Annotated in this window: 20 protein-coding genes; 15 read left to right on the forward strand and 5 right to left on the reverse strand. The window is 50.0% G+C overall.

Going from position 1 to position 24,989, the window contains the following annotated elements; translation table 11 throughout:
- Positions 1-528: 528 nt before the first annotated feature.
- The gene (locus tag HI950_RS00005; protein ID WP_169082168.1) at positions 529-1,551 is read right to left on the reverse strand and encodes a LacI family DNA-binding transcriptional regulator; all 1,023 of its coding nucleotides are present in this window, start codon (positions 1,549-1,551) and stop codon (positions 529-531) included.
- Between the two features lie 127 nt (positions 1,552-1,678).
- On the opposite strand from HI950_RS00005, the gene HI950_RS00010 reads away from it, so the two are divergent.
- The 5 genes from HI950_RS00010 (at position 1,679) to HI950_RS00030 (ending at position 7,225) form a co-directional block, all read left to right on the forward strand.
- Positions 1,679-3,469: an L-fucose isomerase gene (locus tag HI950_RS00010; protein ID WP_169082167.1), complete on the forward strand. Its 1,791-nt coding sequence runs from the start codon at positions 1,679-1,681 to the stop codon at positions 3,467-3,469.
- A gap of 15 nt (positions 3,470-3,484) precedes the next feature.
- Positions 3,485-4,144, forward strand: a complete 660-nt coding sequence (locus tag HI950_RS00015; RefSeq protein ID WP_169082166.1) for a class II aldolase/adducin family protein — start codon at positions 3,485-3,487, stop codon at positions 4,142-4,144.
- Positions 4,145-4,195: 51 nt separating this feature from the next.
- Entirely contained in the window at positions 4,196-5,701 is a 1,506-nt protein-coding gene (locus HI950_RS00020) for a rhamnulokinase (RefSeq protein WP_169082165.1), read from the forward strand.
- 47 nt (positions 5,702-5,748) lie between these two features.
- Entirely contained in the window at positions 5,749-6,183 is a 435-nt protein-coding gene (gene fucU / locus HI950_RS00025) for an L-fucose mutarotase (RefSeq protein WP_169082164.1), read from the forward strand.
- A gap of 166 nt (positions 6,184-6,349) precedes the next feature.
- Positions 6,350-7,225 carry a hypothetical protein gene (locus HI950_RS00030; protein WP_169082163.1) on the forward strand — a complete coding sequence of 292 codons (876 nt, stop codon included), beginning with the start codon at positions 6,350-6,352 and terminating at the stop codon, positions 7,223-7,225.
- 55 nt (positions 7,226-7,280) lie between these two features.
- Here the strand turns inward: HI950_RS00030 and HI950_RS00035 are convergent, their stop codons facing one another.
- Entirely contained in the window at positions 7,281-7,826 is a 546-nt protein-coding gene (locus HI950_RS00035) for a GNAT family N-acetyltransferase (protein WP_169082270.1), read from the reverse strand.
- Positions 7,827-7,906: 80 nt separating this feature from the next.
- Complete coding sequence (locus HI950_RS00040; protein WP_169082162.1) at positions 7,907-8,764, reverse strand: helix-turn-helix transcriptional regulator; 858 nt, start codon at positions 8,762-8,764, stop codon at positions 7,907-7,909.
- 190 nt (positions 8,765-8,954) lie between these two features.
- On the opposite strand from HI950_RS00040, the gene HI950_RS00045 reads away from it, so the two are divergent.
- Positions 8,955-10,859 (forward strand): beta-L-arabinofuranosidase domain-containing protein, encoded by a 1,905-nt coding sequence (locus HI950_RS00045; RefSeq protein WP_169082161.1) that lies wholly within the window; start codon positions 8,955-8,957, stop codon positions 10,857-10,859.
- A 76-nt stretch (positions 10,860-10,935) separates the two neighbouring features.
- Here the strand turns inward: HI950_RS00045 and HI950_RS00050 are convergent, their stop codons facing one another.
- Both HI950_RS00050 and HI950_RS00055 read right to left on the reverse strand, forming a co-directional pair.
- Entirely contained in the window at positions 10,936-11,904 is a 969-nt protein-coding gene (locus HI950_RS00050; RefSeq protein WP_169082160.1) for a DUF4358 domain-containing protein, read from the reverse strand.
- Between the two features lie 179 nt (positions 11,905-12,083).
- Positions 12,084-12,980, reverse strand: coding sequence for a helix-turn-helix transcriptional regulator (locus tag HI950_RS00055; RefSeq protein WP_411268059.1), 897 nt, complete (start codon positions 12,978-12,980; stop codon positions 12,084-12,086).
- 114 nt (positions 12,981-13,094) lie between these two features.
- On the opposite strand from HI950_RS00055, the gene HI950_RS00060 reads away from it, so the two are divergent.
- From HI950_RS00060 to HI950_RS00100, 9 genes are all read left to right on the forward strand, one after another.
- Complete coding sequence (locus HI950_RS00060; protein WP_169082158.1) at positions 13,095-13,982, forward strand: sugar phosphate isomerase/epimerase family protein; 888 nt, start codon at positions 13,095-13,097, stop codon at positions 13,980-13,982.
- Positions 13,983-14,013: 31 nt separating this feature from the next.
- Positions 14,014-15,066, forward strand: a complete 1,053-nt coding sequence (locus tag HI950_RS00065) for a Gfo/Idh/MocA family protein (RefSeq protein ID WP_169082157.1) — start codon at positions 14,014-14,016, stop codon at positions 15,064-15,066.
- Between the two features lie 240 nt (positions 15,067-15,306).
- Positions 15,307-16,842 (forward strand): sugar ABC transporter ATP-binding protein, encoded by a 1,536-nt coding sequence (locus HI950_RS00070; RefSeq protein ID WP_169082156.1) that lies wholly within the window; start codon positions 15,307-15,309, stop codon positions 16,840-16,842.
- Positions 16,814-17,821, forward strand: coding sequence for an ABC transporter permease (locus HI950_RS00075; RefSeq protein WP_169082155.1), 1,008 nt, complete (start codon positions 16,814-16,816; stop codon positions 17,819-17,821). The genes HI950_RS00070 and HI950_RS00075 overlap by 29 nt, the downstream gene beginning before the upstream one ends.
- Positions 17,821-18,849 (forward strand): galactofuranose ABC transporter, permease protein YjfF, encoded by a 1,029-nt coding sequence (yjfF, locus tag HI950_RS00080; RefSeq protein ID WP_169082154.1) that lies wholly within the window; start codon positions 17,821-17,823, stop codon positions 18,847-18,849. Before HI950_RS00075 ends, yjfF begins: the two co-directional genes overlap by 1 nt.
- Before the next feature lie 70 nt (positions 18,850-18,919).
- Positions 18,920-19,969: an ABC transporter substrate-binding protein gene (locus HI950_RS00085; protein ID WP_169082153.1), complete on the forward strand. Its 1,050-nt coding sequence runs from the start codon at positions 18,920-18,922 to the stop codon at positions 19,967-19,969.
- A gap of 104 nt (positions 19,970-20,073) precedes the next feature.
- Positions 20,074-21,861 (forward strand): cache domain-containing sensor histidine kinase, encoded by a 1,788-nt coding sequence (locus HI950_RS00090; RefSeq protein ID WP_223285054.1) that lies wholly within the window; start codon positions 20,074-20,076, stop codon positions 21,859-21,861.
- A gap of 25 nt (positions 21,862-21,886) precedes the next feature.
- A complete protein-coding gene (locus HI950_RS00095) occupies positions 21,887-23,098 on the forward strand; it encodes a response regulator transcription factor (protein WP_169082151.1) in 1,212 nt (403 codons plus the stop codon).
- On the forward strand, positions 23,095-24,975 hold the full coding sequence (locus HI950_RS00100) for a substrate-binding domain-containing protein (protein WP_169082150.1): 1,881 nt from the start codon (positions 23,095-23,097) through the stop codon (positions 24,973-24,975). Before HI950_RS00095 ends, HI950_RS00100 begins: the two co-directional genes overlap by 4 nt.
- The last annotated feature ends 14 nt before the right edge of the window (positions 24,976-24,989 follow it).

The following is a 24,989-nucleotide window of genomic DNA, read 5'->3' on the forward strand; positions in this document are numbered from 1 at the left end:
GACCGTTCAGATTTCCATAGAGCGTTGTAATCAGACGGAAAATCAAGCTATTCTATGAAAACCTGATTTATGGGGGCCCAGACTCCGGAATTAGGGGGCCTAGCCGTTTCTCCCGCTAATTTTCTGCTTTCTATTGAATGAGAGCGAAATTCCTGGTTTTAACAGGAGATTTCCAGTTAATTGAATTATTCGTCGACGTATCAAAAAATTAGAGGGACAATTTCCTGTTAATTCATATTCAACTGCGAGGGGAATGACCAATTGGTTTGGGAGTCTATACAGTCTTAACAGTTTAGTGGTTTAATTGCTTCCTTATCTAAAATGAATAGGGACAAGTTAATGTTACTTTTGTTCGACTGCAAGGGGGTAGGGGGGAGGTTGACGGAGTAGATCATTCCAACGAATAATTTTATGTTAATCCTGTTCGTCTTCAAGGTAGGACAAGATAACGATATACGATTTCCGCAAAGAAAAAAACGAGCCTCAGAAGCGATTCTAACGGCTCGTTTCATTATGCAAGCGGCAGCATCACTTAAGCTGCACGATTTCCTTCACCGACCTGCGGATCAACAGGTCCGCCGGCAGTACGATCTTTTTCCACGGAAGCACCGTTTCGCGCTCTTGAATGCGCTCCACGAGCATTTGCATGCCCATGTAGCCGAATTGGTAAGCCTGCTGGGCGGCAACGGTCAAGAAGGGCTCAACCTCCGAATAAGGTCCAAGATCATCGAAGCAAACGATCGACATATCCTCGGGCACACGCAATCCCCGGTCGCGCAGCAGCCTTAATATTTCGACGGCAAGCACGTTGTTGCCCGCCACGATAGCGGTAGGAGCAGGCGCCAGCTGATCCAGCCACTCGCCCATTTCGGTCAAATCATTTAACGGCCCGAAGCTCGTCTCAAATACATAACGCTCATCATACGCCAAATCATTGAGCTTCAGCCCATCCTGATAGCCCTGCAGCCGCAGGCGCGCGCTGGAGATGGAGGGGGAGCCGTTCACCATAGCAATCGTGCGATGGCCTTGCGAGGCAAGATGCTCCACGAGGCGTCTCGCTCCATCCTTGCTGTCCCCAAGCACAATGTCGCAATCGACGCCGGGCACCTCGCGGTCAAGCAGCACGAACGGTACGTTATGCTTGCGCAGCGACACCAAATGAGGCAGCGAAGGATCGCCGGCAGGCGCAACCAGAACGCCGTCGACGCGCGTTGTCAAAATCGTCGTCACATAATCGGATTCCTTCTCTAAGCTTTCATCGCTGTTGCCGAACAGCAGGCGGTAGCCGGAGCGCTTGGCTGCATCCTCGGCACCGCGGGCGAGCGTCGTATAGAACGGGTTCATAATATCGGTTATGAGCAGAAAAAGCAGCTTTGTCTGCTGGAGCACGAGGCTGCGCGCCGTTTGATTGGGCACATAGCCAAGCTCCTCCATGACGCGTTTTACCTTTGCTCTTGTTTTCTCGCTTATTTTGCCAGTGTTATTGATAACTCTGGAGACGGTCATAGCGGATACGCTAGCCTTGGCCGCTACATCATAAATCGTTACCATTTCTTTGTCCCCTTATCGCTAAATCATAGTTTCTATCATACAGAAAAGTAGTCATTGACAGCAACCTTTTTTATTGTTATTTTGGGGTTATCGGTAACATTATTATAACCTAATGGAGGTTTTATTCATGACGGACACAAACTTGCGTTTCCAAAGCGGATTTCCAAAAATCGGCATTCGCCCTACCATTGACGGCAGACGGAAAGGGGTTCGCGAATCATTAGAGGAGCAAACAATGAACATGGCAATCGCGACTGCGAAGCTGTTATCGGAGCATTTGCGCTACCCGAACGGCGAGCCTGTTGAATGTGTCATTGCGGACAGCTGTATTGGCGGAGTGTCTGAAGCGGCGGCATGCGCCGATAAATTTGCCAAATCAGGAGTAGGGGTATCGATAACGGTTACGCCTTGCTGGTGCTACGGTACCGAAACGATGGATATGGATCCTTCCATTCCGAAAGCGGTATGGGGCTTCAATGGGACAGAGCGCCCAGGCGCAGTATACTTAGCGGCGGTATTGTCCGGCTATGCGCAAAAAGGGCTTCCGGCGTTCGGCATTTATGGCGAGCATGTGCAGGATGCAGGCGACACTTCCATTCCGTTTGATGTGAAAGACAAGCTGCTCGGTTTTGCCAAAGCGGCTCTTGCTGTAGCGTACATGCGCGGCAAATCGTACTTATCGATGGGCTCGGTTTCGATGGGCATCGCAGGTTCAATCGTAAACGACGCGTTTTTCCAAGAGTATCTCGGCATGCGTACCGAATATATTGACATGACTGAATTTGTACGCCGCATGGAAGAAAACATTTATGATACTGCGGAGTTTGAGAAAGCGCTTACGTGGGTGAAGGAAAACTGTATTGAAGGCAAGGACAACAATCCATCCCATCTTCAAACCTCGAGAGAGCAGAAGGACGCAGACTGGGAAACGGTTGTTAAAATGACGCAAATTGCCCGTGACCTCATGGTCGGCAATCCAAGGCTCGCGGAGCTTGGCTTCGGCGAGGAGGCAGGCGGCCACAATGCGATCGTTGCAGGCTTTCAAGGCCAGCGGCAGTGGACGGACCATTTTCCAAACGGCGATTTCATGGAAACGCTGCTCAATTCCTCCTACGACTGGAACGGAATCCGTGCTCCTTATATGGTGGCAACGGAGAATGACAGCTTGAACGGCGTGGCGATGCTGTTTGGCAACCTGCTTACGAATACCGCTCAAATTTTCGCGGACGTTCGTACGTACTGGAGCCCTGAGTCAGTTGAACGCGTAACCGGACATAAGCTCGAGGGAGCAGCAGCGAACGGCCTCCTTCACTTGATTAACTCAGGTTCGGCAACGATGGATGGTACTGGCGAGCAGACAAGGGACGGCCAGCCGGCTATGAAGCCATTCTGGGAAATCTCTGAGGACGAGGCGCAAAAATGTCTAAATGCTACATCATGGCGTCCGGCTTCCGTTGAATATTTCCGCGGCGGCGGCTACTCCTCCGATTATTTAACACGCGGCGGCATGCCGATGACGATGTCTCGGATCAACTTGGTAAAAGGCATCGGTCCGGTGCTTCAAATTGCGGAAGGCTATTCGGTTGATTTGCCGGAGGATGTGCATAACACGCTGGACAATCGTACAGATCCAACGTGGCCTACGACTTGGTTTGCTCCAATCATTACGGGAGAGGGCGCTTTCCATTCGGTATATGAGGTTATGGACAACTGGGGAGCAAATCACGGCTCGATCAGCTACGGGCATATCGGAGCGGATTTAATTACGCTCGCTTCCATGCTTCGGATTCCGGTTAATATGCACAATGTTCCAGAAGAACGCATTTTCCGTCCTAGAGCATGGGGCTTGTTCGGAACTGCCAATGCGGAGAGTGCGGATTACCGTGCTTGCCAAAATTTCGGGCCTATTTATAAATAAATTGGAGGTTTTACAATGAGCAGCACAGACATTCGCAATGAGCTATGCAAATATGCGCGCAAGACGGTAACGAACAAGCTGGTCGTAGGGCCAGGCGGCAACATCAGCGCTAAATTCGAGGGTAAAATGTACCTTTCTCCAAGCGGCTTCGCCCTTGATGAAGTAGAGCCGCATCAATGGGTCGAGGTGGATATCGAGACGGGTGAAATGACGGATATCGGCCTTCGTCCGTCCTCAGAGGTGCTGATGCATCTTTATGCGTATCGCGCCAACCCGGATATCGGGGCAATCGTGCACACGCATCCGCCTTATTGCATCGCCTTCACATTAGTTGAGCAGGAGCTGCCGATTATGTTCCCGGACCAAGCGGCGCTCGTAGGCAAAACCGTTTACGTACCGTATGTTCTTCCTACGACGGATAAGCTCGCAGACGCTTATGTAGCGAAAGTGAATGAAGCAAGCTCCGTGTTGCTCGGCAATCACGGCCTTGTGACATCGGGCCGCAATTTGCGCGAAGCGTATTACCGGACTGAGGTTGTCGAGGAAAGCACTAAAATATATTTGATCGCCAAAGCGATTCGCGAGCCAAAGGTGCTTACGAAGGAAGAGTTCGAAGAAATCGCATCGCTTGAAAGCGAAGCGTACCGGATCGAATTGCTGCAAAAGATGAAGTAAGCGGCTGGCGCCATCATGGCGCTAGCTTTTACGTAAAGGAGGCTTTAGGGCATGACGAAGCTTGCGACCGTGCTCGCCTTCGATTTAGGCGCAAGCAGCGGCAGGGCATTAATCGGCGAGCTGCTGCCTGATGAGGCAAGCGGGCAAAAGAAGCTGAAGGTAACGGAAATTCATCGTTTTCCGAATCAGCCGATCGCCGTTGGCGGGCATTTGCACTGGGATATATTGCGCCTCTTGCAGGAGCTGAAGATTGCTATTCGCAAAGCCTTCCAAGAAGGCTTCGCTCCACAAACGTTTGGCATTGACACATGGGGCGTCGATTTTGGGTTATTGGATGCCAATGGGGAGCTTCTGGGCAACCCTTATCATTACCGCGATCCGCAAACGGAGGGGATCATTGAAGAGCTGAACGAGCTTATTGGCAAAGACCGCTTGTATGAGCAAGGCGGCTTGCAGTTTATGCCCTTCAATACGATCAATCAGCTGTATGCGATGAAAAAAGCGGCGTCTCCTAAGCTTGCAGCGGGAACCACGCTGCTGCTCACACCGGATTTGCTTGCTTATTTTCTGACTGGCGAGAAGGTGTGCGAGTTTACAATGGCGACTACCACGCAGCTCTATCAGCCAAAGGAGCAGCAGTGGAACAGGGAGCTTATGGAGCAGCTCGGCATTCCGAGCCATTTATTTATAGAGCCGATTCATCCTGGTACGAAGGTGGGGATGCTAACGCCAGACGTGTGTGCAGAGCTTGATGTACCGCCCATTATGGCGGTAGCGGTTGGCACGCATGATACGGAATCAGCGGTTGCAGCTGTTCCGGCAGCAGGCGAAGCCGCATTTGCTTATCTCGTCTGCGGCACTTGGTCGCTGCTTGGAACGGAGCTTCCAGGACCGCTCGTTACGCCGGAGGCACTGGCGCTCGATTTCTCTAACGAAGGCGGGGTCGGGGGAACGTACCAGCTGCTCAAAAACATTATGGGCTTGTGGATATTGCAGGAATGCAAGCGGGAATGGGAGGAGCAAGGCAACGATTGGTCGTTTGCTGAAATCGTTGTGCAAGCGGAACGCGCCGAGCCGTTCCGCAGCTTCATTCATCCCGACGATCCGTCCTTCTATGCGCCGTCTGGCATGATTGGCCGCATTCAAACCTATTGCCGCCAAACGTCGCAGCCGGTTCCACAGACGGTAGGCGAAATCGCAAGATGTATATTAGAAAGCCTTGCGCTCAGATACCGTCAGGCGTTAACACAGATGGAAGCTTTAACGGAACAGTCATTCAACGGCCTGCATATGGTTGGCGGCGGCATTCAAAATGAGCTGCTGTGCAGGCTAACGGCAAACGCGATTGGCCGTCCTGTATGGACGGGGCCAGTGGAAGCGAGTGCGATTGGCAACATGCTCATGCAGCTCGTAGCGCTGGGTGAGTGTGCCAATTTGCAGGATGCACGCCGGCTTGTCGCAGCGTCATTCCCTATCGATGAATATGCCCCTGAGCAAACGATGGAATGGAATATGGCATTTGTGTCGTTTGAGCGGTTAACCGAGGTAATGAAATAGCGATTATTTATTACGATTGAATGTAGAAAAGAAAGGACGAGGCACGCATGCTGATCGGCATATCGAAATTGATTTCCCCTGAACTGCTTAAGGTGCTCAGTGAAATGGGCCACAGCGACGAAATCGTACTGGCAGACGGCAACTTTCCGGGGGCAAGCCATGCACAGCGCCTTATCCGCGCCGATGGGCATCATGTGCCTGAACTGCTAGAAGCAATACTGCGCTTGTTCCCGCTCGACCAATACGTCGAGAAGCCAGCTGCGCTTATGCAGGTTGTTGCCGGAGATACGGTGGAAACGCCGATTTGGGAGCAATACCGTTCAATCATCGAACAGCGCACGGGTCTCTCGGAGCCCTTCGAGCAGGTGGAGCGCTTCGCATTCTATGAGCGGGCAAAGAAGGCTTACGCAGTCATTGCTACAGGCGAGAGCGCGCTTTACGCCAATCTTATTTTGAAGAAGGGCGTTATTACTGATAGCTAGACTATACGAATACTGATTAGGAAAAAGACTGCCTAGCGGATAAAGCCGAGGCAGTCTTTTTCCACATATGTAACATATTGGTGTTCGTTTGCGTTATAAGAGACATATACTTGTTATCGTTGACTAATAGGAGGTATCTGCTCTGAAAAAAAAGAGATTGTATCCCGTGCTCATTTTTGTTGCATTACTCATTATCCTTAAAGACCATACGGGGACATCATTAGGTGATCGCATGTTAAACACATTTGGATTATCTTCATGGACAAACATTGATCATACCGGTTTTTATCTCCCAGGGATCATTGGCATTACTCTGTTTTTCGTCGCTGTTATTTTAACGCGCAGAGCATATCGTTCTAAAGGTAAAGAATTCCGTAATCAAATGATTATCGGCTGCATCTTGCTCATATGGTTGTTCCCGTTTGCTTCGGAGAAAAGCCTCTTTCTACTTCTATATCATACATCCTCAGTAGAGAAGATCGATTATTCCATAAAAAATAATAAGTGTACATTCAACGGGAAAGAGAATGATGTAATAGCGAGCTGCTCAGTTACCGTATATAATTACGGCAAAGCGGAAAGCGTGTCTATAAGACCTCTTATAAATGAACCACCTGCTGAAGTGGTATTTGATGCTAAAGTCATTTCTATCTCTCCCCACAGAGCGGTTAAGCTGAACGCTGATTTTGTTGGCACGCAAAAAAATGGCAGCGGCTTATCAGGATATAGTGAAGAAATGGAATTTGAACTAACGACTCCAGCCCCGGAAAATGCAACTTATGACGCTGTGAAAATGCGTGAAATTGCTTGGCATTCCTTATTGAAAGAAGAGAAAGTGACGGTTATTAATGATTGGTATTCGGCTGAAGTTACACCATCTAAGTGGGAAAGTATACCTTCCAATAGGGATGGGAAAACAAAGAATGAAAATCAAATCGTCCGCGTTATTTTCAAAACGGATCAAGATCCTTTCCTTGGACCGATCGGCATTTATATCGATGCACAAACCGAAGCGATCGTAGGCTACAATTTTAGACACTAGTATTGGAGAGAAAACAAAAGGACTTCAAAATTCGAAGTCCTTTTTTTGTATTATTCTATTTTTCAACAGAGCCTATTTTCAAATAATCCTCGCGCAAAATCCCGTAATAAGCGATGTCCTCGTACTGATCCCATTTGCGAAAATGCTGGCGGAAGGTGCCTTCATATTGCATCCCGGATTTTGTTATCACGCTCGACGAGGCGGGGTTCCTGGTCATGGCTGCGGCATGGATTTTATTAAGCTTCAGCTCCTCGAAGCCGTACTTTATAATGCGCTTGACTCCTTCGGTAACATAACCTTGGTTCCAGTAGCGTTTTCCCAGCCAATAGCCTAACTCGGCCCGGTCATGCTTTTGATTAATATTCATTCCGATAGATCCCATAAAAGTAAGGTCTTCTTTGTTGATAATGGCAAAAGCATAGCCGTCCCCGCCCTGGGCAACCTCATGGCGATGTTGGATAAAAGCAGCGGCAGAGCCTTTTGGATAGGGATAAGGGATGTTTAACGTGGTGCTGGCAACGTCATAGTCATCGATTAATAATTCCAAAGCTTCAGCATCGCTAGCTTCCAATTGCCTTATCAGGAGTCTTTCCGTAAACATAGCCACAAAACATCCCTCCAAACGTAAATTTTAATTAAGTATAAAGGAAATTTTGGAAGTTACAAGAGCTTTAAGTTGATTTAGTTGGATCGGTACTGGTTGCGGAACGCTTTCGGCTTCGTGCCTGTATGCTTGCTGAAGCAGCGAATGAAATAGGGGAAGGAGCCAAAGCCCGTATCCTCGGCAATTCTTCCGATCGGCTCATTAGTATGAATGAGCAGCCGCTTAGCCTTTTCGATCCGGTAACGGGTCAAATATTCAAGCGGCGTGCAGCCGAATGTCTTTTTCATGCAAATGGCAATATAGTTGGGGTGAAAATGCAGCTCCTCCGCCATCAGCTTGTAGCTGAGCGGGTTTTGATAATGGCGACGAAAGAACAGGGCAGCCGCCTCTGCGATTTGCAAATAGGGATTATCCGCTGCTGCCCCGCTCTCTTCCTGAAGCAGTTGGAGCAGCGTATGAAATAGCTGCTGCTGCGTCCAGCGGGAATGCAAGGAGGGCTGCTCCTGCAATTGAAGCAGCTCACGCATTTTCTCTTCAACGGCTTGCGGCGTCGGCAGCTTCCCCTGCTTAGGGAGATGAAAAGGAAAGTATTCGATCTGTGCAAAGGGAAGCTCGTGCTTGGAGAGTGTAAAGGTCTCTTCTTCATTCGTTTCGCTCCACGGACCGACGGTATGAAAATGAAGCCAATAGAAGTGGGTCTCCTCGCTGCAGGGCTTCGTCGTCCGGTGCGCTCGGTCGGGGCGCAAGATCGCATAATGGCCGGCTGAGATGTCGATTTCCCGCTGTTCCTCCTCCATATATAAACAACCGCGCGTTACGACGATTAGATCGAATACGCCAATATTTGAGCGGTCGGCATGTTTGCCGAAGACCGGATATGTATCTTCGCCGACTTGCATGAAATGAGGCAGCGGCGGACATATGAATTGGAACATTCGGGACTCACTCCTTAATGAATCAGTGTCGACTAATCATAAATGATTATTGCAGCCAGAGTAAAGATATCGCTTTCATGACGATGTTGTGATTGGATAAAAAGGGGTTGAGATCGTCTATCCAAATGAAGCTGCTTGCATGCTATATTCGGTTAGTGGTTATTACGGTATGAAGGAGTGTGTGCGAGGCATGAGTAATCGAAATGAAGCATTTGCGGCGCTGCCGCTGGGCAGCATTAAGGCCGAAGGCTGGTTATATAATCAACTTCGGATACAAGCAGACGGATTAACGGGTCATTTGGAGGAGCATTGGCCTGATGTTGGACCAAGTAGCGGCTGGATTGGCGGGAATGGCGAGAGCTGGGAGCGCGGCCCTTATTATTTGGATGGTCTGCTGCCGCTAGCGTATATTCTTGGAGACGAGCGGCTTATTGCCAAAGCGAATAGGTGGGTGGAGTGGTCGCTTGCAAGCCAGCAGGAGAACGGATTTTTTGGACCAAAAGTAATCGAAACGGTGAATCAAGAGGTAGACAAGCAGCAGGACTGGTGGCATTTCATGATTATGCTGAAGGTCATGATGCAGTTTGAAGAAGCAACGGGAGATGAGCGGATCGTACCGTTTCTGAGCAAATTTCTAGGTTTTGTAAGGGCGACAATCGAGGAGCAGCCGCTGAGGAGCTGGGCGGAGTCCCGGGGCTCGGAGCTGCTGCTTTGTATCCTATGGCTTTATAAGAAAACGAAAGACGATGAGCTGTTGAAGCTTGCGGATATCGTTGCGAGTCAAACGCTGGATTGGACTGACATCTTTTATGATTTTCCGTTTTGGCGCAAGGTGGATGAATGGGATTTGCGGACGCATGTCGTGAATGTGGCGATGGGAATCAAGATGCCTGGCATTTTGTATGAGCTGTATGGAGAAGACATACAACGGGAGGCGGTTCATCGCGGGATAGACAGCTTGATGACCTATCACGGACAGGCGCATGGCATGTTCTCAGGGGATGAGTGGCTATCGGGCACACATCCGAGTCAAGGCGTCGAGCTATGCGCGGTAGTGGAGTATATGTACTCGATGGAGCAGCTTACTCGTATTTTTGGTGAAGGACGCTTTGGAGACATTTTGGAGAAGGTAGCATTCAACGCTCTTCCGGCTGCGATTTCAAAGGATTGGACCTCGCATCAATATGACCAGCAAGTGAATCAAATCATGTGCAATGTTGCGCCAAGAAGCTGGACCAATGGCCCGGATGCGAATGTGTTTGGCTTGGAGCCTCATTTTGGCTGCTGCACGTCAAACATGCATCAAGGGTGGCCAAAGCTTGCTTCTCATTTGTGGATGGCGGAGTCTAGCGGAGGATTGGCAGCCGTATCGTACGCTCCATGTTGTGTGAAAGCTATCGTTGCGGGCGGCGTTGCAGCTGAGGTACGCGTAGGCGGAGAATATCCGTTCCGCGATGAAGTGGCCATCGAGCTTACGCTTGAGCATCCCGCTGCATTTGCGCTATCGCTGCGCATTCCGGGATGGTGCAAGGCAGCAAGCTTAACCATAAATGGAGAAGCGATAGCATTGGATGCCGCAAACGGCTATGCGCGCGTAAATCGTGAATGGCATGACGGGGATAAGCTATTACTTAAGCTGCCGATGGAGGTAATCACCTTATCCCGCAACTTATACGCGGTAAGCGTGGAGCGAGGGCCGCTCGTATATGCAATGCCGATTGCAGAAAACTGGCAGCTGCTGCAAGAGCGTGAAATGTTCCACGATTGGGAGCTTTACCCGTCCTCGCCATGGAAGTTCGGGCTGCTTGCGGATACTGCTTTTGAGGTTATGGAAAGCGGAAAGGCTGTTCCCTACCAACCGTTCGACGCTTCTGCCTCGCCTATTCGCTTGAAGGCAAGCGGCAAGCTCGTGCGCGACTGGAAAATGGAAGGAAACAATGCAGGCACGCCGCCGCTGAATCCGAACACGGAAGGACAGCCGGTGACTGAGCTTGAGCTTGTTCCCTACGGCAGCGCGAAGCTGAGAATCGGCGAGTTCCCGCTGCTGGGGCAGCGAAAGCCGGTTGGTCGAGCACAGCAATTTAATAGGGAATAACAAATAAGCTGGAGCAGCTCTTTGGTGCTTTCACCAAAAAAGAGCTGCTCCAGCTTTTATTTAGGATAGCTGACGATTATTTCTTGAAGAAGCCGTTGAAAATTTCCGCTGTCTTTTCCTGGTCCGGCGAAATGGAGAAGAGAACAAAATTTCCGTTGCTTATAATTTGATAGTTTAGCGCTTGCTCGTACTGGTCAGGCAAGTATGTTTCGAACGCTTTTTGCACCGCTTCGGCCCGCTTCTCAAATGCCGCCTCGATATCCGCATAGTCTTTTTCCGATTTGAGATGGACGACGGAGAATTCACCAGCTTGAATCATCATCTTAGGCTGATAGAAAATGCCGTCAACCAGCAGGGCTTCCATGTCTATGCCATAGACGTCCTTCACCTGATCGTCCTCAACAGCCGTTAGCGGTCCGAGTCCGGCATCCGCTGTAATTTTGGCTGCAATGTCGGCAACAGTAACCTCACCGAATGGATTTTCCGGATCTGGCTTCGTTGTTGGCTTAGGCGTAGGTGATGGCGTTGCCATTGTAATGGTGGAAGGCGTTGGCGTTGCCGAAGGCTTCACGCTTGGTTCTTGCGTTGGAATAACTGCACCCGGCTTTTTAGTTGGCTTCGCTGCCGGTTCCGGCTTTGGTGTTGAAGCAGGCTTCTTGGTCGGCTTAGCCACTTCTGTTTCTTTCGCTTCCGAGTTTTCGATCGGTTTTTTTGTTGCCGCAGGCTTCTCGGTTGAAGCATCCTTCGTCGGTGCTAATGTGCTAGCAGGCTTCTCTGTTGTAAGGTCCTCTGTCGGCGCTGCTGTTGCAGCTGGTTCTTCCGTTGCCGCGTTTTCAGTAGGCACAATCGTTGCAGCAGGCTCTGTTGTAGCAGTTGGCTCATCTGCCGCGTCTGTAGCCTCAAGCGCATCGGCAGCACCCGTCGTATGGGTTGGGTTGGCGCTGTTTTTCTCTTCGCTGGCACCATTGCTGCAGCCAGCTGCCATGACGGTAATCATGATCGCAAATATCGCCACGATAAAATATTTATTTTTAATCGGAAACATCCAGATAGCTCCTTTTGTCATCGTTGTATATTAGACGCTAGTTTACTATAGAAGGTTGCTATATCCATAATTCTCATTATATAGCGATTAAAAATATTAATAAAGTATCTACTTTAACCAAACTTTAACCATTATATCTCTTGCATGTTTGGATTAAAAAGGAATAGATGATCTTCGCTTTAGCTCTTCCTCGTCTGCGAAGGCGTCATCCCTTTGTACTGCTTGTACAGCTTCGTAAAATAGTTCGGATTCTCGCATCCGACGATGGCGGCAATTTCAGTTATGGTATCATTGCTCTCGCGAAGCAGCCGCTCCGCCTCGTTCATGCGACAGACGTTGACGTATTCCACAAAGGTGCGCCCGGTCAGCTTTTTGAATAGTTTGCAAAAATGGTAGGGGTTAAGACTCACTTGCTTCGCCGCTTGTTCGATGGACATTTTTTCGCCAAAATCGGATTCAATGCGCTGGATGAGCGTCTTAAAGCGATCGCGATTGACAAAGTACGGTTCAGCAGGCTTGCCTGCAAGCTGCCGTTCCATGAAGGTGCGGGAGAGCAGCGTAAACAGCGTATGCAGCTTCGACTTGACGATAAGCTGGTAAGCCGGGGGCTTCGTGGCAAGCTCAGTGATCACTTCATCCAGCAGCGTGTTATGCCTTAAGCATTGCTCATCCTGCTCCGATGGTTTTACGGGAAAATGCAGCCGGCCCTCCAGGTAAGGAGCGACAAACTGGGCATGCACAGGATCATGAACCCAATCATTGAAGAGGGATGCGTTCAAGACGATGCAATCGTAATGAACATTTTCGCTGTGAAGGGCATAGCCCACATGCAGCCCTCCGCCAGGTATGATGATGACGTCTCCCACATACACAATGTAAGGGCGGCTGTCGATATGGAACAGCGCGCTCCCTTCCCGCATGACGATGATCTCGAAATGCTCATGCCAATGCAAATAAAGGATACAGTCATTTGGCGAGACGTTATGGCAGCGATTTTGGAATAGCTGTATCGGATATGTTTTATGCTCGAGACGGGTGTTTTCCCAAAGCTCTTTTGGATAGGTCAATCTGCTCACCACCACAAGATTAGACTATTTTTGCTCAAGATTGTATAGAGTGATCTGCATAACTCCTAGCTATAATGGAGTTGTTACGAATACTATAAGTCAATATTGGAGTGATATACAACAATGGACAACAAATTACGAATTGGAACGCTTGTAGGCGGGGGAAACGCGGATCATGTCATTCCGCAAATTGTGAAGCATGGATTTGAATCGTTTAACTTAACCTTTTGGCAAACGACCGGCAGTACGGATTTGGTTGAAATGGCTAAACGAGTAAGAGCGCTTGCCGATGAGCATGATTTTGTTGTTCCAGCTGTAAGCGTTTTCGGAAACCCGTTGACAGGAGAAGGCAATAATGCCGACACGCTGGCCAGCTGGGAACGCCTTATCGATCATGCCCATCTATTCGGTGCAGATATCGTATCCGGCTTCACTGGACGGCTGACGGACCGCTCAATCGATGAATCCATACCGAAATTTAAGGAAGTGTTCGGCGAGCTGACGAAGCGGGCAGCGGCTAAGGGCGTACGGATCGCTTTTGAAAATTGTGATATGGGTGGCACATGGGCAACCGGCGATTGGAATATTGCGCATAACCCGACCGCCTGGGAGCTGATGTTTAATGCGGTGCCCGAGGATAATATCGGACTGGAATGGGAGCCATGCCACCAAATGGTAAGCTTGATCGATCCGATTCCGCAGCTGCGCAAATGGGCAGGCAAGGTGTTCCACGTGCATGGCAAGGACGCAACGATTGCGTGGGATATCGTAAAGGAGCATGGCGTGCACAGCAAGCAGCAGTTTGTATGGCACCGGACGCCGGGCTTCGGCGATAGCAACTGGTCGGACATTATTACGATTTTGAGACAGAATGGCTACAAAGGCACGATCGATATTGAGGGCTGGCATGATCCTGTTTATAAGGATGAGCTGGAAATGACAGGGCAGGTTCATGCTTTGAATTATTTGAAGCGCTGCCGCGGCGGCGATTTTGTTCCCAATCCAGTCTAATTTAGCGAAGCGAAAACGAGGAGGAAATCCGATGACAACGAAGCATCGAGTCGTCATTGCCGGCTGCGGCGGGATGGCGAACACGTGGGTGGACTATGCGAAGGAACGGGAAGATACGGAAATAGTTGGGCTCGTTGATATCAAAGAAGAGTTTGCTGGGGCAATGGCGGAGCGCAAAGGGCTTGCTTGCCCAACCTTTACCGACATTAAGCAAGCGATTAAGGAGACAGGCGCTACGTTGGTATTCGATGTTACGATTCCGGCGAGCCATTATGCGATTAGTACGGCTGCTTTAGAGCTGGGCTGCGATGTGTTTGGCGAGAAGCCGCTTGCTGAAACGATGAGCGATTGCAATGAAATCGTTCGCATGGCTCATGCTACCGGCAGGACGCATGCCGTTATGCAAAATCGCCGGTTTGATCCGCGTATTCGCGCCTTTCAAGGGCTGATCGAGGGAGGCGCGATCGGAAAGATTGGATTCGTTGGCGCTGACTTTTTTATTGGCGCGCATTTTGGCGGCTTCCGCGATGCGATGGAGAGTCCGCTGCTGCTCGATATGGCGATTCATACGTTTGACCAAGCGAGATATATTTCCGGCGCGAATCCTGTTTCCGTCTATTGCCAAGAGTTTAATCCACCGGGCTCATGGTATGCAGGAAACGCGATGGCAATCTGTATCTATGAAATGTCCGACGGCTCTGTCTTTAACTATCGCGGCTCGTGGTGCGCAGAGGGCGTGCCTACTTCATGGGAAGCGTCTTGGCGGGTGACCGGCGAGCATGGCACCGCGATTTGGGACGGTGCAGGCCATCCGTATGCGGAGATCGTAGCTGCCGGCGACCAGAGCGGCAAATTTATTCGCGAATATGAGCGAGTAGAGACGCAGCTTCCGGAAATGGCGAATACGTTCCATAAAGGCTGCTTGGATGATATGTTTGCCGCGCTTTCGGAAGATCGCAAGCCGGAAACGGATTGCAGCGACAACATCTACAGTATGGCGATGGTGCTTGCCGCTGTTGAGAGCGCTAAAATCGGCCAAAAAGTGCTCATCGCTGATTTTATGGGAGCGGCTTCGGTTAATTGAAATCGAGCTGAGTCAAGTTTTTAAACGACAAAAGTAGAGGGCGTCTTGGAGCTGTTTCAGCTGCCGAGGCGCCCTTTTTTTGCTTTTCAGACACTTTCACCGTTCTCCTTTAAGCTCATTCCGCACTGCCTCAACTAATCTAAATGTCCGAATTGTTAAAAAAAAGACCTATATTTCTAAATACGCAAGGCTGCCCTATTTCCTACAATTGGAGGTGAAAATGGAAAGAGGTGAAGGTCAATGAGCACTGATTACGTGCTTCATATGAAAGGGATAAGCAAAACGTTTCCTGGCGTCAAGGCGCTGTCGAATGTTGATTTTGCCCTCAGAAAGGGAGAAATTCACGCTTTGATGGGAGAGAACGGCGCAGGCAAATCGACTCTGATTAAAGTTGCGACAGGCGTCTATAAGTGGGATTCGGGCGAGGTGAAGCTGGCGGGGCGGCCGATTGAGCCAAAATCTCCGCTTGATGCGCAGCAGCTTGGCATCAGTACCGTATATCAAGAGGTTAATTTATGCGCCAATCTAACCGTAGCTGAAAATATTTATGTCGGCAGGCATCCAAGGAAACGCGGATTCATCGATTGGGACAAAATGTACCGGGATAGCGAGCGGCTGCTTGAGCGGCTTGATCTCCATATCGATGTGAAGCAGCCGCTGTCGCATTATTCGGTTGCCATTCAGCAAATGGTCGCTATCGCAAGAGCGGTTGATATTTCGAGCGGCATTCTTATATTGGATGAGCCAACCTCAAGCCTGGACGCGAATGAAGTGAAGCAGCTGTTCAAGGTGATGCGCAAGCTGAAGCAGGAAGGGATGGGCATCGTGTTCGTTACCCATTTTCTCGATCAGGTATACGAGGTGACAGACCGGATTACCGTGCTGCGAAACGGCTCGCTTGTCGGTGAATATATAACGAAGGATTTGTCCAAAACCGAGCTAGTATCGCATATGATCGGCCGCGAATGGAGCACGGAGGAAGCGGCCGGCAGCAAAGCGGTGGAACGCATTTCCGGTGAAAGCTTCCTGAAGGCGAGCACGCTTGGGAAGAAAGGCAGCATCAATCCCATCGATCTCCAGGTCGGGAAAGGCGAGGTGATTGGTCTTGCAGGACTGCTCGGCTCGGGCCGGACAGAGATCGCTAAGCTGATCTTTGGCATAGACAAGGCCGATGAAGGCACGCTGACGATTGGCGGCGAGCAAATCTCCTCCATGTATCCGCAGAAAGCGATTCAGAAGGGGCTGGGCTTCACACCAGAGGATCGCAAGGTAGCAGGCATTATCGGCGAGCTTACCATCCGTGAAAATATCGTGCTTGCGCTGCAAGCTCGCAAAGGCATGTTCTCGTTCATTCCGCTGCGCAAGCAGAAGGAAATCGCGAACAAGTACATCGAGCTGTTAAAAATTAAGACGCCAAGCGCGGAGCAAAAGATTGAAAACTTAAGCGGCGGCAATCAGCAGAAGGTGATTTTGGCTAGATGGCTCGCCACGCAGCCGAAGCTGCTCATTCTGGACGAGCCGACGCGCGGCATCGATGTCGGGTCCAAAATGGAAATACGCAAGCTCATTTTGGAGTTGGCGGCTGCCGGCATATCCATAATAATGATTTCCGCGGAGCTTGAAGAAATGGTGCAATGCTGCAACCGGATTATAGTGCTTAGAGATCGCATTCAAATTGGCGAGGTTGCCGGAGCGAGCATGCGGGAGAACGTCATTATGGAAATGATCGCGAAGGGAGCGGAAATGTATGGCGGGTCTGATGGGATTGGCGCGTAGCTTAGGCAGGCAAAAAATGATTTGGCCGATTCTCGCGATCGTCGTTTTATTTTTATTCAACTTAATGGTCATCCCTGACTTTTTCCGGATGGAGTGGAAGGATGGCCATTTATTCGGCAATTTGATCGATATTTTGAAAAACGGCTCGCCGCTCATTATTATCGCCATTGGCATGACGTTAGTTATTGCCAAGGAGGGCATCGATATTTCGGTTGGTTCCGTTCTGGCAATCTCGGGAGCCATCGCGGTATTTATGCTGGATGGGTATCCGCTCTGGCTCGTTATTTTGGCGGGTATCGGGGCTGGCTTGATGTGCGGCTTATGGAATGGGATGCTCGTCGCCATCATCGGCATTCAGCCGATGGTAGCGACCTTGATCCTGCTCACGATTGGCCGCGGCATCGCCCAGCTCATTACGGGCGGACAGGTGCTTACGACAAGCGACAAAGCGTACCAGTTTATCGGCAAAGGGCATTTGCTTGGCCTTCCTTTCCCGCTGTTCATCGCAATGGGCGTTTTTATAATCGTGTATCTATTCAAAACGCGTACCGCCTTTGGCCTCTTTCTTGAGGCGGCAGGCGGCAATAAGACGGCGAGCAGCTATGCGGGCATCCGGCCGAAAGTGATTTTCATGACCGCCTATACGATTACGGGCATTTGCGCCGGCATTGCCGGCATTATTATCAGCTCAAACGTAGCGAGCGCGGATGCGAATAACGCGGGATTGTGGATGGAGCTTGATGCGATTCTTGCTGTCGTTATTGGCGGGACATCGATGCGCGGCGGACGCTTTTACCTCGGCGGAACGATCTTCGGCGCGTTGTTCATTCAAAGCCTGACGACGACGATTTATTCGCTGGGCGTGGAGCCCTCGAGCATTTTACTTGTGAAGGCCGTAGTCGTTATTGTCGTTTGCTTGATTCAATCCGACGTGTTCCGGCAATCGTTTAAATTGGTGAAAAAGAAGGTGGCAGCATAATGAAGCAGGTGTCTATGAAAATTAGCCATAACAACATTATTGTGCTCGCTACGCTGCTGCTTTTATTTATTTTATACGGATCGGGCGCTGCGCTGTATACCGGGTTTTTCTCGATGCAGGTTTTTTTGAATCTATTCATAGACAACGCCTATCTCATCATTGTGGCGACAGGAATGGCCTTCGTCATTATAAAAGGAGGCATTGACCTATCGGTAGCCTCGGTCGTCGCACTTATCAGCATGGTGTCAGCGGAGTTGTTCCAGCAGGGGGCTAACGCTTTTGTTGTAACGATTGCTGCGCTCGTGATCGGCACGCTGTTCGGCGCCGGTCAAGGTTATTTGATTCAACGCTTTCAGCTCCATCCGTGGATCGTAACGCTCGCAGGCATGTTCCTCGCAAGAGGAATCAGCTTTCTGATCAGCACGGAGAGCATCGTCATTAACAATCCTTCGTACGTCTGGCTGTCCCAGCACAAAATTCACGTATGGGGCGATAGCTTCATAACGATCAGCGTACTCATTGCGGCTGCCGTTGTCGTTGCTGCTCTATTCATTGGCCGCTACTCCTCGTTTGGCAGAGCGGTTTATGCCATTGGCGGAAGCGAGAAGTCGTCGGTATTAATGGGCTTGCCGGTAGCGAAAACGACGATTCTGGTATACACCTTAAGCGGGTTATTTTCCGCGATCGGCGGCATTGTGTTTACGCTGTATATGCTGTCGGGCTATTCCCTGCATTTGATGGGCATGGAGATGGATGCGATTGCGGCTTGCGTCATCGGCGGCATTTTGTTAACGGGCGGCTTCGGTTATTTGATCGGGCCGACACTTGGCGTGCTCTGCACCGGCATTATTCAAACGATCATCATGTTCCAGGGGTCATTAAGCTCGTGGTGGACAAAAATTACGATTGGATTCTTATTATTTCTTTTCATGGCATTTCAACGAATTATTGTGATGAGAAAAGAAAAAAGCGCGTTGCCAGCTTCCAAAAATAAACCGAAATTTGAAAATAAAGTCGTTAATTTGTAAATACAGACCAAATGCAAAATTTGTATATTGAAAGTGTAGCCAATAGAAGCTTGAAAGGGAGGAAGTAAGAATGAACAGAAAGAGACCTTTTTTTATTACGATGCTTGCAACGATCATGTTAGTGGGTTTAATCGCAGGCTGCGGGAACAACAGCAACAATGGGGGCAACAAACCAGCAAGCGGCAATGCAACAAACGAGCCGAAGACAGAGGAGGCTGCAACAGAAGCGCCAGCAGAGAACAAGAAGCTTGTTGTAGGCTTCGCGCAAATCGGCGCGGAGAGCGGCTGGCGCGATGCCGAAACGGACTCGGTTAAAGCGACGTTTGGCGAGGATCCGAATTTCGAGCTGAAATTCTCCGATGCGCAGCAGAAGCAAGAAAACCAAATTAAAGCGATTCGTACCTTCATCGCTCAGAAAGTGGATGCGATCGGGCTTGCTCCTGTCGTTGAATCGGGCTGGGAGACGGTGCTTAAAGAAGCGAAGGATGCAAACATTCCCGTATTCCTCCTTGACCGCGGCATTTCCAAAGGCAACGAAGACCTCTATGTATCGTTTATCGGCTCGGACTTTATTCTTGAAGGCCAAAACGCAGCGAAATGGATGATCGAAGAGTTCGGAGCCGGCGCGCAAGTCAACATCGTTCAGCTCGAAGGCACAGTAGGTGCAAGCGCGGCGAATGACCGTAAAAAAGGATTTGAAGATGCGATTGCCAGTGAAGCCGGCTACAAAATCGTTTACTCCCAAACCGGTGATTTCACTCGCGCCAAAGGGAAAGAAGTTATGGAAGCTTACCTGAAAAAGGATAAAAACATTCAAGTCGTATACGCACATAATGATGACATGGCGCTAGGCGCGATTCAAGCGATTGAAGAAGCGGGCCTTAAACCGGGTACGGATATCAAAATTATCGGCGTAGACGGCATTAAAGCGGCATTCGAAGCGATAGCTGAAGGCAAAATGAATGTTACGGTTGAATGTAATCCGCTTCTTGGGCCGCAGCTCAAGCAAGCGATTCTAGATTACAAGGCTGGCGCTACGCTGGAAAAATGGATTAAATCCGATGAGGATGTATATTTCGGGCAAAAAGCAATCGATGCATTGCCTAATCGCAAATATTAATTCATAAGTTAATGGAAAAGTAAGGAAAATACGAAATTACAAAAGAGAAAATTCTCTTTTGTAATTTCGTTTTTCGCATTAAAATGGAGTTGCAACACTATTTTATGAGAACGGATTGGATGTCTATGCTAAGCGGGCTGTTTGCGAATAGAAGTATCCGTTTCAAGCTGTTGTTTTATTTTGTCATTATTACTTTATTTTCTATTCTGGCGCTTAGCTTTCTGGGCAGCACTTTGTACAAAAATGCAATCGAAGAGGAAACGAACGCACATACGGTCCAGATGATGGATCAGGTCAAAAACCACATCGAAGTATACATACAAGAAATGGATAACATTATTTATTACTTGTCGCAGGATTCGTCGGTCATTCAGTTTATGAAATGGTCCAACACCGATTCCAAGCATTTTCCGCTGCTGGAATCTAAAGTGAAAAAACTGCAGGGGGTCTATCTCGAGAAGCATGTTGAGATTGCGGGCGCCATGATTGTAAGCGGTAACAATCAATTCGCTAGCGCCGGGCTGGAGCAGATTGCAAGAGATCCCATGACGGAGGAGCAATGGTACAAGAAGGCTGTCCTGCAGCCGGATCATATCCATTTGTTCAGCCATCCGATCGGAAGAAATATAAGAGGCGAGCAAAATTTGAGCGCTGATCAGGTGCTGTCGTTCGTGCGGGCAGTGAAGGACCCTGCTACAGGCGAAGTGATTGGCGCCATTTTGATCGATATGAAGCTGGACATCATTCAGGATATTATCGAATCGGCGCCGCTTGGCAAGAGCGGATTTATATTCATCATGGACGAGAACGGCGGCGTCGTCTATTCCCCGGTCAATCCGATCGTGTACCGCATATCGGGGAGCTGGCTGGAGGGTCGCTCGGGCAAAGTATTCCGTCATATTAATGAGCAGCAATACCAGATGGTGTACAATACGTTTCCGGAATTCGATTGGCGGATCATCGGGGTATTCCCGCTCAAGGAATCGCTTCAGGTCGTTGCAGACATTCAGTTTTATACCGTTATTATTGCGCTGGTCACGCTGCTGCTAGCTTTTATGGCATCCTGGTATTTTACCAATTCGATCGTGCGTCCCGTTGGCAAGCTGCGAAGCCTGATGAAGAAGGTCGAGGAGGGCGAGCTTCACTTGCGCTTCCCGAGCAAGACGAAGGACGAAATTGGACAGCTGGGCAGCAGCTTTAACAATATGGTGCAGGAAATCGACAACCTGATCCACCTCGTCTATTTGGAGCAGAAGGAGAAGCGGGAGGCGGAGCTGAAAATTTTGCAGGCTCAAATTAAGCCTCATTTTCTGTACAATACGCTCGATACGATTCAGTGGATGGCGCAGGACCGGGATGCGGACGATATCGTCGACATCGTAGTCGCGCTGACGCATCTTTTTCGCATCAGCCTCAGCAAAGGAAGAGAGGTCATCCCGCTCAGCGATGAGATTCAGCATGTGGAGAGCTATCTCATCATTCAAATGGCGAGATACGAGGATAAGCTGTCCTATGAGATCGATATTCCGCCGGAGCTTGCGACGCAAAGCGTGCTCAAAATTATTTTGCAGCCGCTCGTCGAGAACGCGATTTATCATGGCATCAAAGCTAAGCTTGGCAAAGGGATGATCCGCATCAGCGGCAAGGCAGAGGAAAGCAGGCTGGTGCTCGTGGTAGAGGATGACGGCATCGGCTTCGACGCCGAGCGGCTCGCCCAAATGAATGAATCGTTCCATGCGATCCGGCAAAGCAGCGAGGATAGAGGGTATGGCTTGTATAACGTGAACGAGAGAATTAAGCTGACGCACGGCACCGGCTATGGCCTTACGATTGAAAGCGAAAGAGGACTAGGCTCCAAAATCGTAGTCCGTCTTCCGTTAATGCTAGCATAACTCTAATTGGCAGGGTGGGTATCGTATGTGGAAACTGCTTATTGCGGACGATGAGCCGAAAATTCGTAGAGGATTGTCCAAGGTGCTTCCATGGGAGGAGCTTGGCATTGAGCTGGTCGGGGAAGCAGAGAACGGTCTGCAAGCGCTCGAGCTCGCTGAAGAGCGAAAGCCTGATATTTTGTTTGTCGATATTTGCATGCCCTTCGTCGACGGGCTGGAATTTATCGAGCGGCTGCGGCAAACGCTGGAGCGCTGCATCGTTATCGTGATTTCGGGACATGACGAGTTTCGTTACGCCCAACAGGCCGTGAAGCTGCATGTATTTGAATATATGCTCAAGCCCGTCGTGAAGAGCAAGCTGGAGAGCGTCGTCCGGAAAGCAATCGCGGAGCTTGAGCAGGCACGCAATCAGGAACAAAAGCTCGTTTGGATGGATCAGCAGCTCAAAACGAACGCCAGTGCCATTCGAGACACGTTTCTATTGAAATGGCTTGAAGGTATTTTGGCGCCTGACGAAATTCATAGCCAGACTGCTTTTCTGAAGCTAGGCTGGAAGGGCTCTGTCGGCATGATTGCGTTTAAGGTCATTCATAACGTGGAGTCGGGCAAAGCGATGCGAGTATGGGATCGGGATTTGCTGGAATTCGCTTTAAAAAATATTACCGAGGATTTGTTATCGGCAAGCGCTGAGGGGGGAAACGTCGTTCTAAACGATAAGAAGGGTCACATTATCGTGCTCGGGCGGATAGACCAGTATGCCGAGTGGCTGCGGCTTGGCCAGAAGATTCAAGATAAGATGGAAGCGCTGCTTGAGAAAACGATTATCGTCGAGCAGCAGGCGGCAGATTTTATAGAAGATTTTCCGAAGCTATACCGCTCCATATTGAAGGAGCTTGGCAGCAAGGGAAGCCTGTCCCCGATTGTCATTTTGACCAAAAAATTTATTGACCGCAACTATGGGATGCCGACGCTGACGCTTGGCGATGTAGCCGAAGGCGTGCAGGTAAGCCCAACTTACCTTAGCAAGCAGCTAAAGCGCGAGCTTGGTTTATCGTTTATTGATTATTTGACGGAGGTTCGCATTCGGAAGGCGATTCAGCTGATGAGCGATCCGTTGTTCAAGGTGTATGAAATCGCGGAGAAGGTAGGCTACAGCAGCCAGCATTATTTTAGCAGCGCCTTTAAGAAGGTGACGGGAACGTCTCCAATGGTTTATAAGAAAGGGTTACGTTCATGATCGGCAGTAAAGTTGCGAAGCGTCTGCTCTTTTTAATGATGTTCATTGCGGCGGTCGTTCTAGCGCGGGCTTGCATGACGAATTCAGATAGTGGGGACCACGATAACGGCTACAAATATTTGATCGGCGTATCGCAGCCCAATTTGAGCGAGCCTTGGCGCGTTGCCATGAATGAGGAGATTCAGCAGGAGGTAAGCAAGCACGAGGATATGCGCGTCATCTTCACCGATGCTGCCCAGAACAGTGACCAACAAGCGCAGGATGTGAAGAAGCTGGTCGGGTACGGCATCGATCTGCTCATTATTTCACTGGATGATCCAGTCGCCCTCACGCAAACGGTAAGCGCCGTATACAACGATATTCCCGTTATTGTGCTGGGCAGAGGGGTGACGGGCTATGATTATACGCTTTATGTCGGTACGGATGATGAGATGATCGGCCGAAAAGCGGGCGAATTTGCCGTGAATACGCTTGGCGCTGCCGGTGGGAATATCGTTGAAATACAAGGCTTGGCAGGCTCACCAACCGTGGATGAGCGAAGCAAGGGCTTCCGTGAAGCGATCCAAAGCTCCAAGCTGAGCATCGTTCAGACGATGAATGCGGATTGGCAGCGCGACCGTGCGGAGGATTTGTTAATCGATTGGCTGAAGGAACACCGGGACGTGGACTTGGTATTCGCCCATAATGAAGCGATGGCTCTCGGCGCTTATCGGGCGGTGCAGAGGTTTGAGCTTCCGAACATTAACATTATCGGCATCGATGGGGTGAATTCCGAAAATGGCAGCCTGCAGCTTGTATCCGAGAATAAGCTGACGGGGACGTTTACAAGTCCGCCCGGCGGCAAGGAAGCCATTCGCTATGCGATCGATATTTTGAACAAGGAGAAGGGCATTCCAAAAAAAGTGATCTTGCGAAGCCAGAAAATAACGGACCAATGGGTCGATACGGGCATGCCGAGATTGACTCCGTCTCCGGGACCTTCTAAGGAATCGCCCGAGGCTTCGCTAGTCGTCGGGTTTGCGCAGGTAGGCATGGAAAGCGGCTGGCGGATCGCCCATACGAAATCGGTTATCGACGCAGCAAAGGAGGCTGGAGTTGAGCTTTTGTACGAGAATGCTGACCAATCGCAAGATAAACAGATCGATCTCATTCGCCAGTTTATTAAGAAAAAGGTTGATGTCATCGCGTTTTCGCCGAAGACGGAGACCGGCTGGGACGAGGTGCTGCAAGAGGCGAAGCGGGCAGGCATTCCTGTTATCTTGTCCGATCGGGAAGTGAACGTCAGCGATGATACGCTTTGGACGGCCTATATCGGCTCGGATTTCCGCGAGGAGGGAAGGCGGGCAGCGAGGTGGCTGATCCAGCAGGCAGAGCAAGGGGAAAGCTATCAGATTGTCGAGCTGCAGGGGACCCCGTTCTCTGCGCCAGCCGTGGGACGTAAGCAAGGCTTTAATGAAGTGATTGGGACGGATAACCATTTTGCCATTGTTGAATCGTTGGAGGGGGACTTCACCAAAAAACGAGGCAAGGAGCTGATGGCTGCTGCTCTGAGGCGGCAAGGCGACAAGATCGACGTCGTATATTCGCATAACGACGATATGGCACTGGGCGCTGTGGAGGCAATTGAGGACTACGGCTTGCGTCCAGGCAAGGACATTATTATTATTTCTGTCGACGCGACCAAATCAGCGCTCAAAGCGCTCAGCATCGGCAAGCTTAATTTTGCGGTAGAGTGCAATGCGCTGCTCGGCCCCCAGCTCATGAAGGCGGTTAAGGATTTATCCGAAGGCAAGGAGCTCCCGATGAAGATCATTACATCCGAAGGGGTATTTACGCAGGAATCTGCCAAAATGGCGCTGGCAAGCAGAGAATATTAACCAATCAAGGCAGG

Origin of the sequence: Paenibacillus sp. PL91 (genome assembly GCF_012935325.2) — a bacterium.
Classification (GTDB): Bacteria; Bacillota; Bacilli; order Paenibacillales; family Paenibacillaceae; genus Pristimantibacillus.

What these genes read in the sequence shown, in the direction of transcription:
- HI950_RS00005 (WP_169082168.1), bottom strand. Translation starts at nt 1,551, where the DNA reads ATGGTAACGATTTATGATGTAGCGGCCAAGGCTAGCGTATCCGCTATG.
- HI950_RS00010 (WP_169082167.1), top strand. Translation starts at nt 1,679, where the DNA reads ATGACGGACACAAACTTGCGTTTCCAAAGCGGATTTCCAAAAATCGGC.
- HI950_RS00015 (WP_169082166.1), top strand. Translation starts at nt 3,485, where the DNA reads ATGAGCAGCACAGACATTCGCAATGAGCTATGCAAATATGCGCGCAAG.
- HI950_RS00020 (WP_169082165.1), top strand. Translation starts at nt 4,196, where the DNA reads ATGACGAAGCTTGCGACCGTGCTCGCCTTCGATTTAGGCGCAAGCAGC.
- fucU (WP_169082164.1), top strand. Translation starts at nt 5,749, where the DNA reads ATGCTGATCGGCATATCGAAATTGATTTCCCCTGAACTGCTTAAGGTG.
- HI950_RS00035 (WP_169082270.1), bottom strand. Translation starts at nt 7,826, where the DNA reads ATGTTTACGGAAAGACTCCTGATAAGGCAATTGGAAGCTAGCGATGCT.
- HI950_RS00040 (WP_169082162.1), bottom strand. Translation starts at nt 8,764, where the DNA reads ATGTTCCAATTCATATGTCCGCCGCTGCCTCATTTCATGCAAGTCGGC.
- HI950_RS00045 (WP_169082161.1), top strand. Translation starts at nt 8,955, where the DNA reads ATGAGTAATCGAAATGAAGCATTTGCGGCGCTGCCGCTGGGCAGCATT.
- HI950_RS00050 (WP_169082160.1), bottom strand. Translation starts at nt 11,904, where the DNA reads ATGTTTCCGATTAAAAATAAATATTTTATCGTGGCGATATTTGCGATC.
- HI950_RS00060 (WP_169082158.1), top strand. Translation starts at nt 13,095, where the DNA reads ATGGACAACAAATTACGAATTGGAACGCTTGTAGGCGGGGGAAACGCG.
- HI950_RS00065 (WP_169082157.1), top strand. Translation starts at nt 14,014, where the DNA reads ATGACAACGAAGCATCGAGTCGTCATTGCCGGCTGCGGCGGGATGGCG.
- HI950_RS00070 (WP_169082156.1), top strand. Translation starts at nt 15,307, where the DNA reads ATGAGCACTGATTACGTGCTTCATATGAAAGGGATAAGCAAAACGTTT.
- HI950_RS00075 (WP_169082155.1), top strand. Translation starts at nt 16,814, where the DNA reads ATGGCGGGTCTGATGGGATTGGCGCGTAGCTTAGGCAGGCAAAAAATG.
- yjfF (WP_169082154.1), top strand. Translation starts at nt 17,821, where the DNA reads ATGAAGCAGGTGTCTATGAAAATTAGCCATAACAACATTATTGTGCTC.
- HI950_RS00085 (WP_169082153.1), top strand. Translation starts at nt 18,920, where the DNA reads ATGAACAGAAAGAGACCTTTTTTTATTACGATGCTTGCAACGATCATG.
- HI950_RS00090 (WP_223285054.1), top strand. Translation starts at nt 20,074, where the DNA reads ATGAGAACGGATTGGATGTCTATGCTAAGCGGGCTGTTTGCGAATAGA.
- HI950_RS00095 (WP_169082151.1), top strand. Translation starts at nt 21,887, where the DNA reads ATGTGGAAACTGCTTATTGCGGACGATGAGCCGAAAATTCGTAGAGGA.
- HI950_RS00100 (WP_169082150.1), top strand. Translation starts at nt 23,095, where the DNA reads ATGATCGGCAGTAAAGTTGCGAAGCGTCTGCTCTTTTTAATGATGTTC.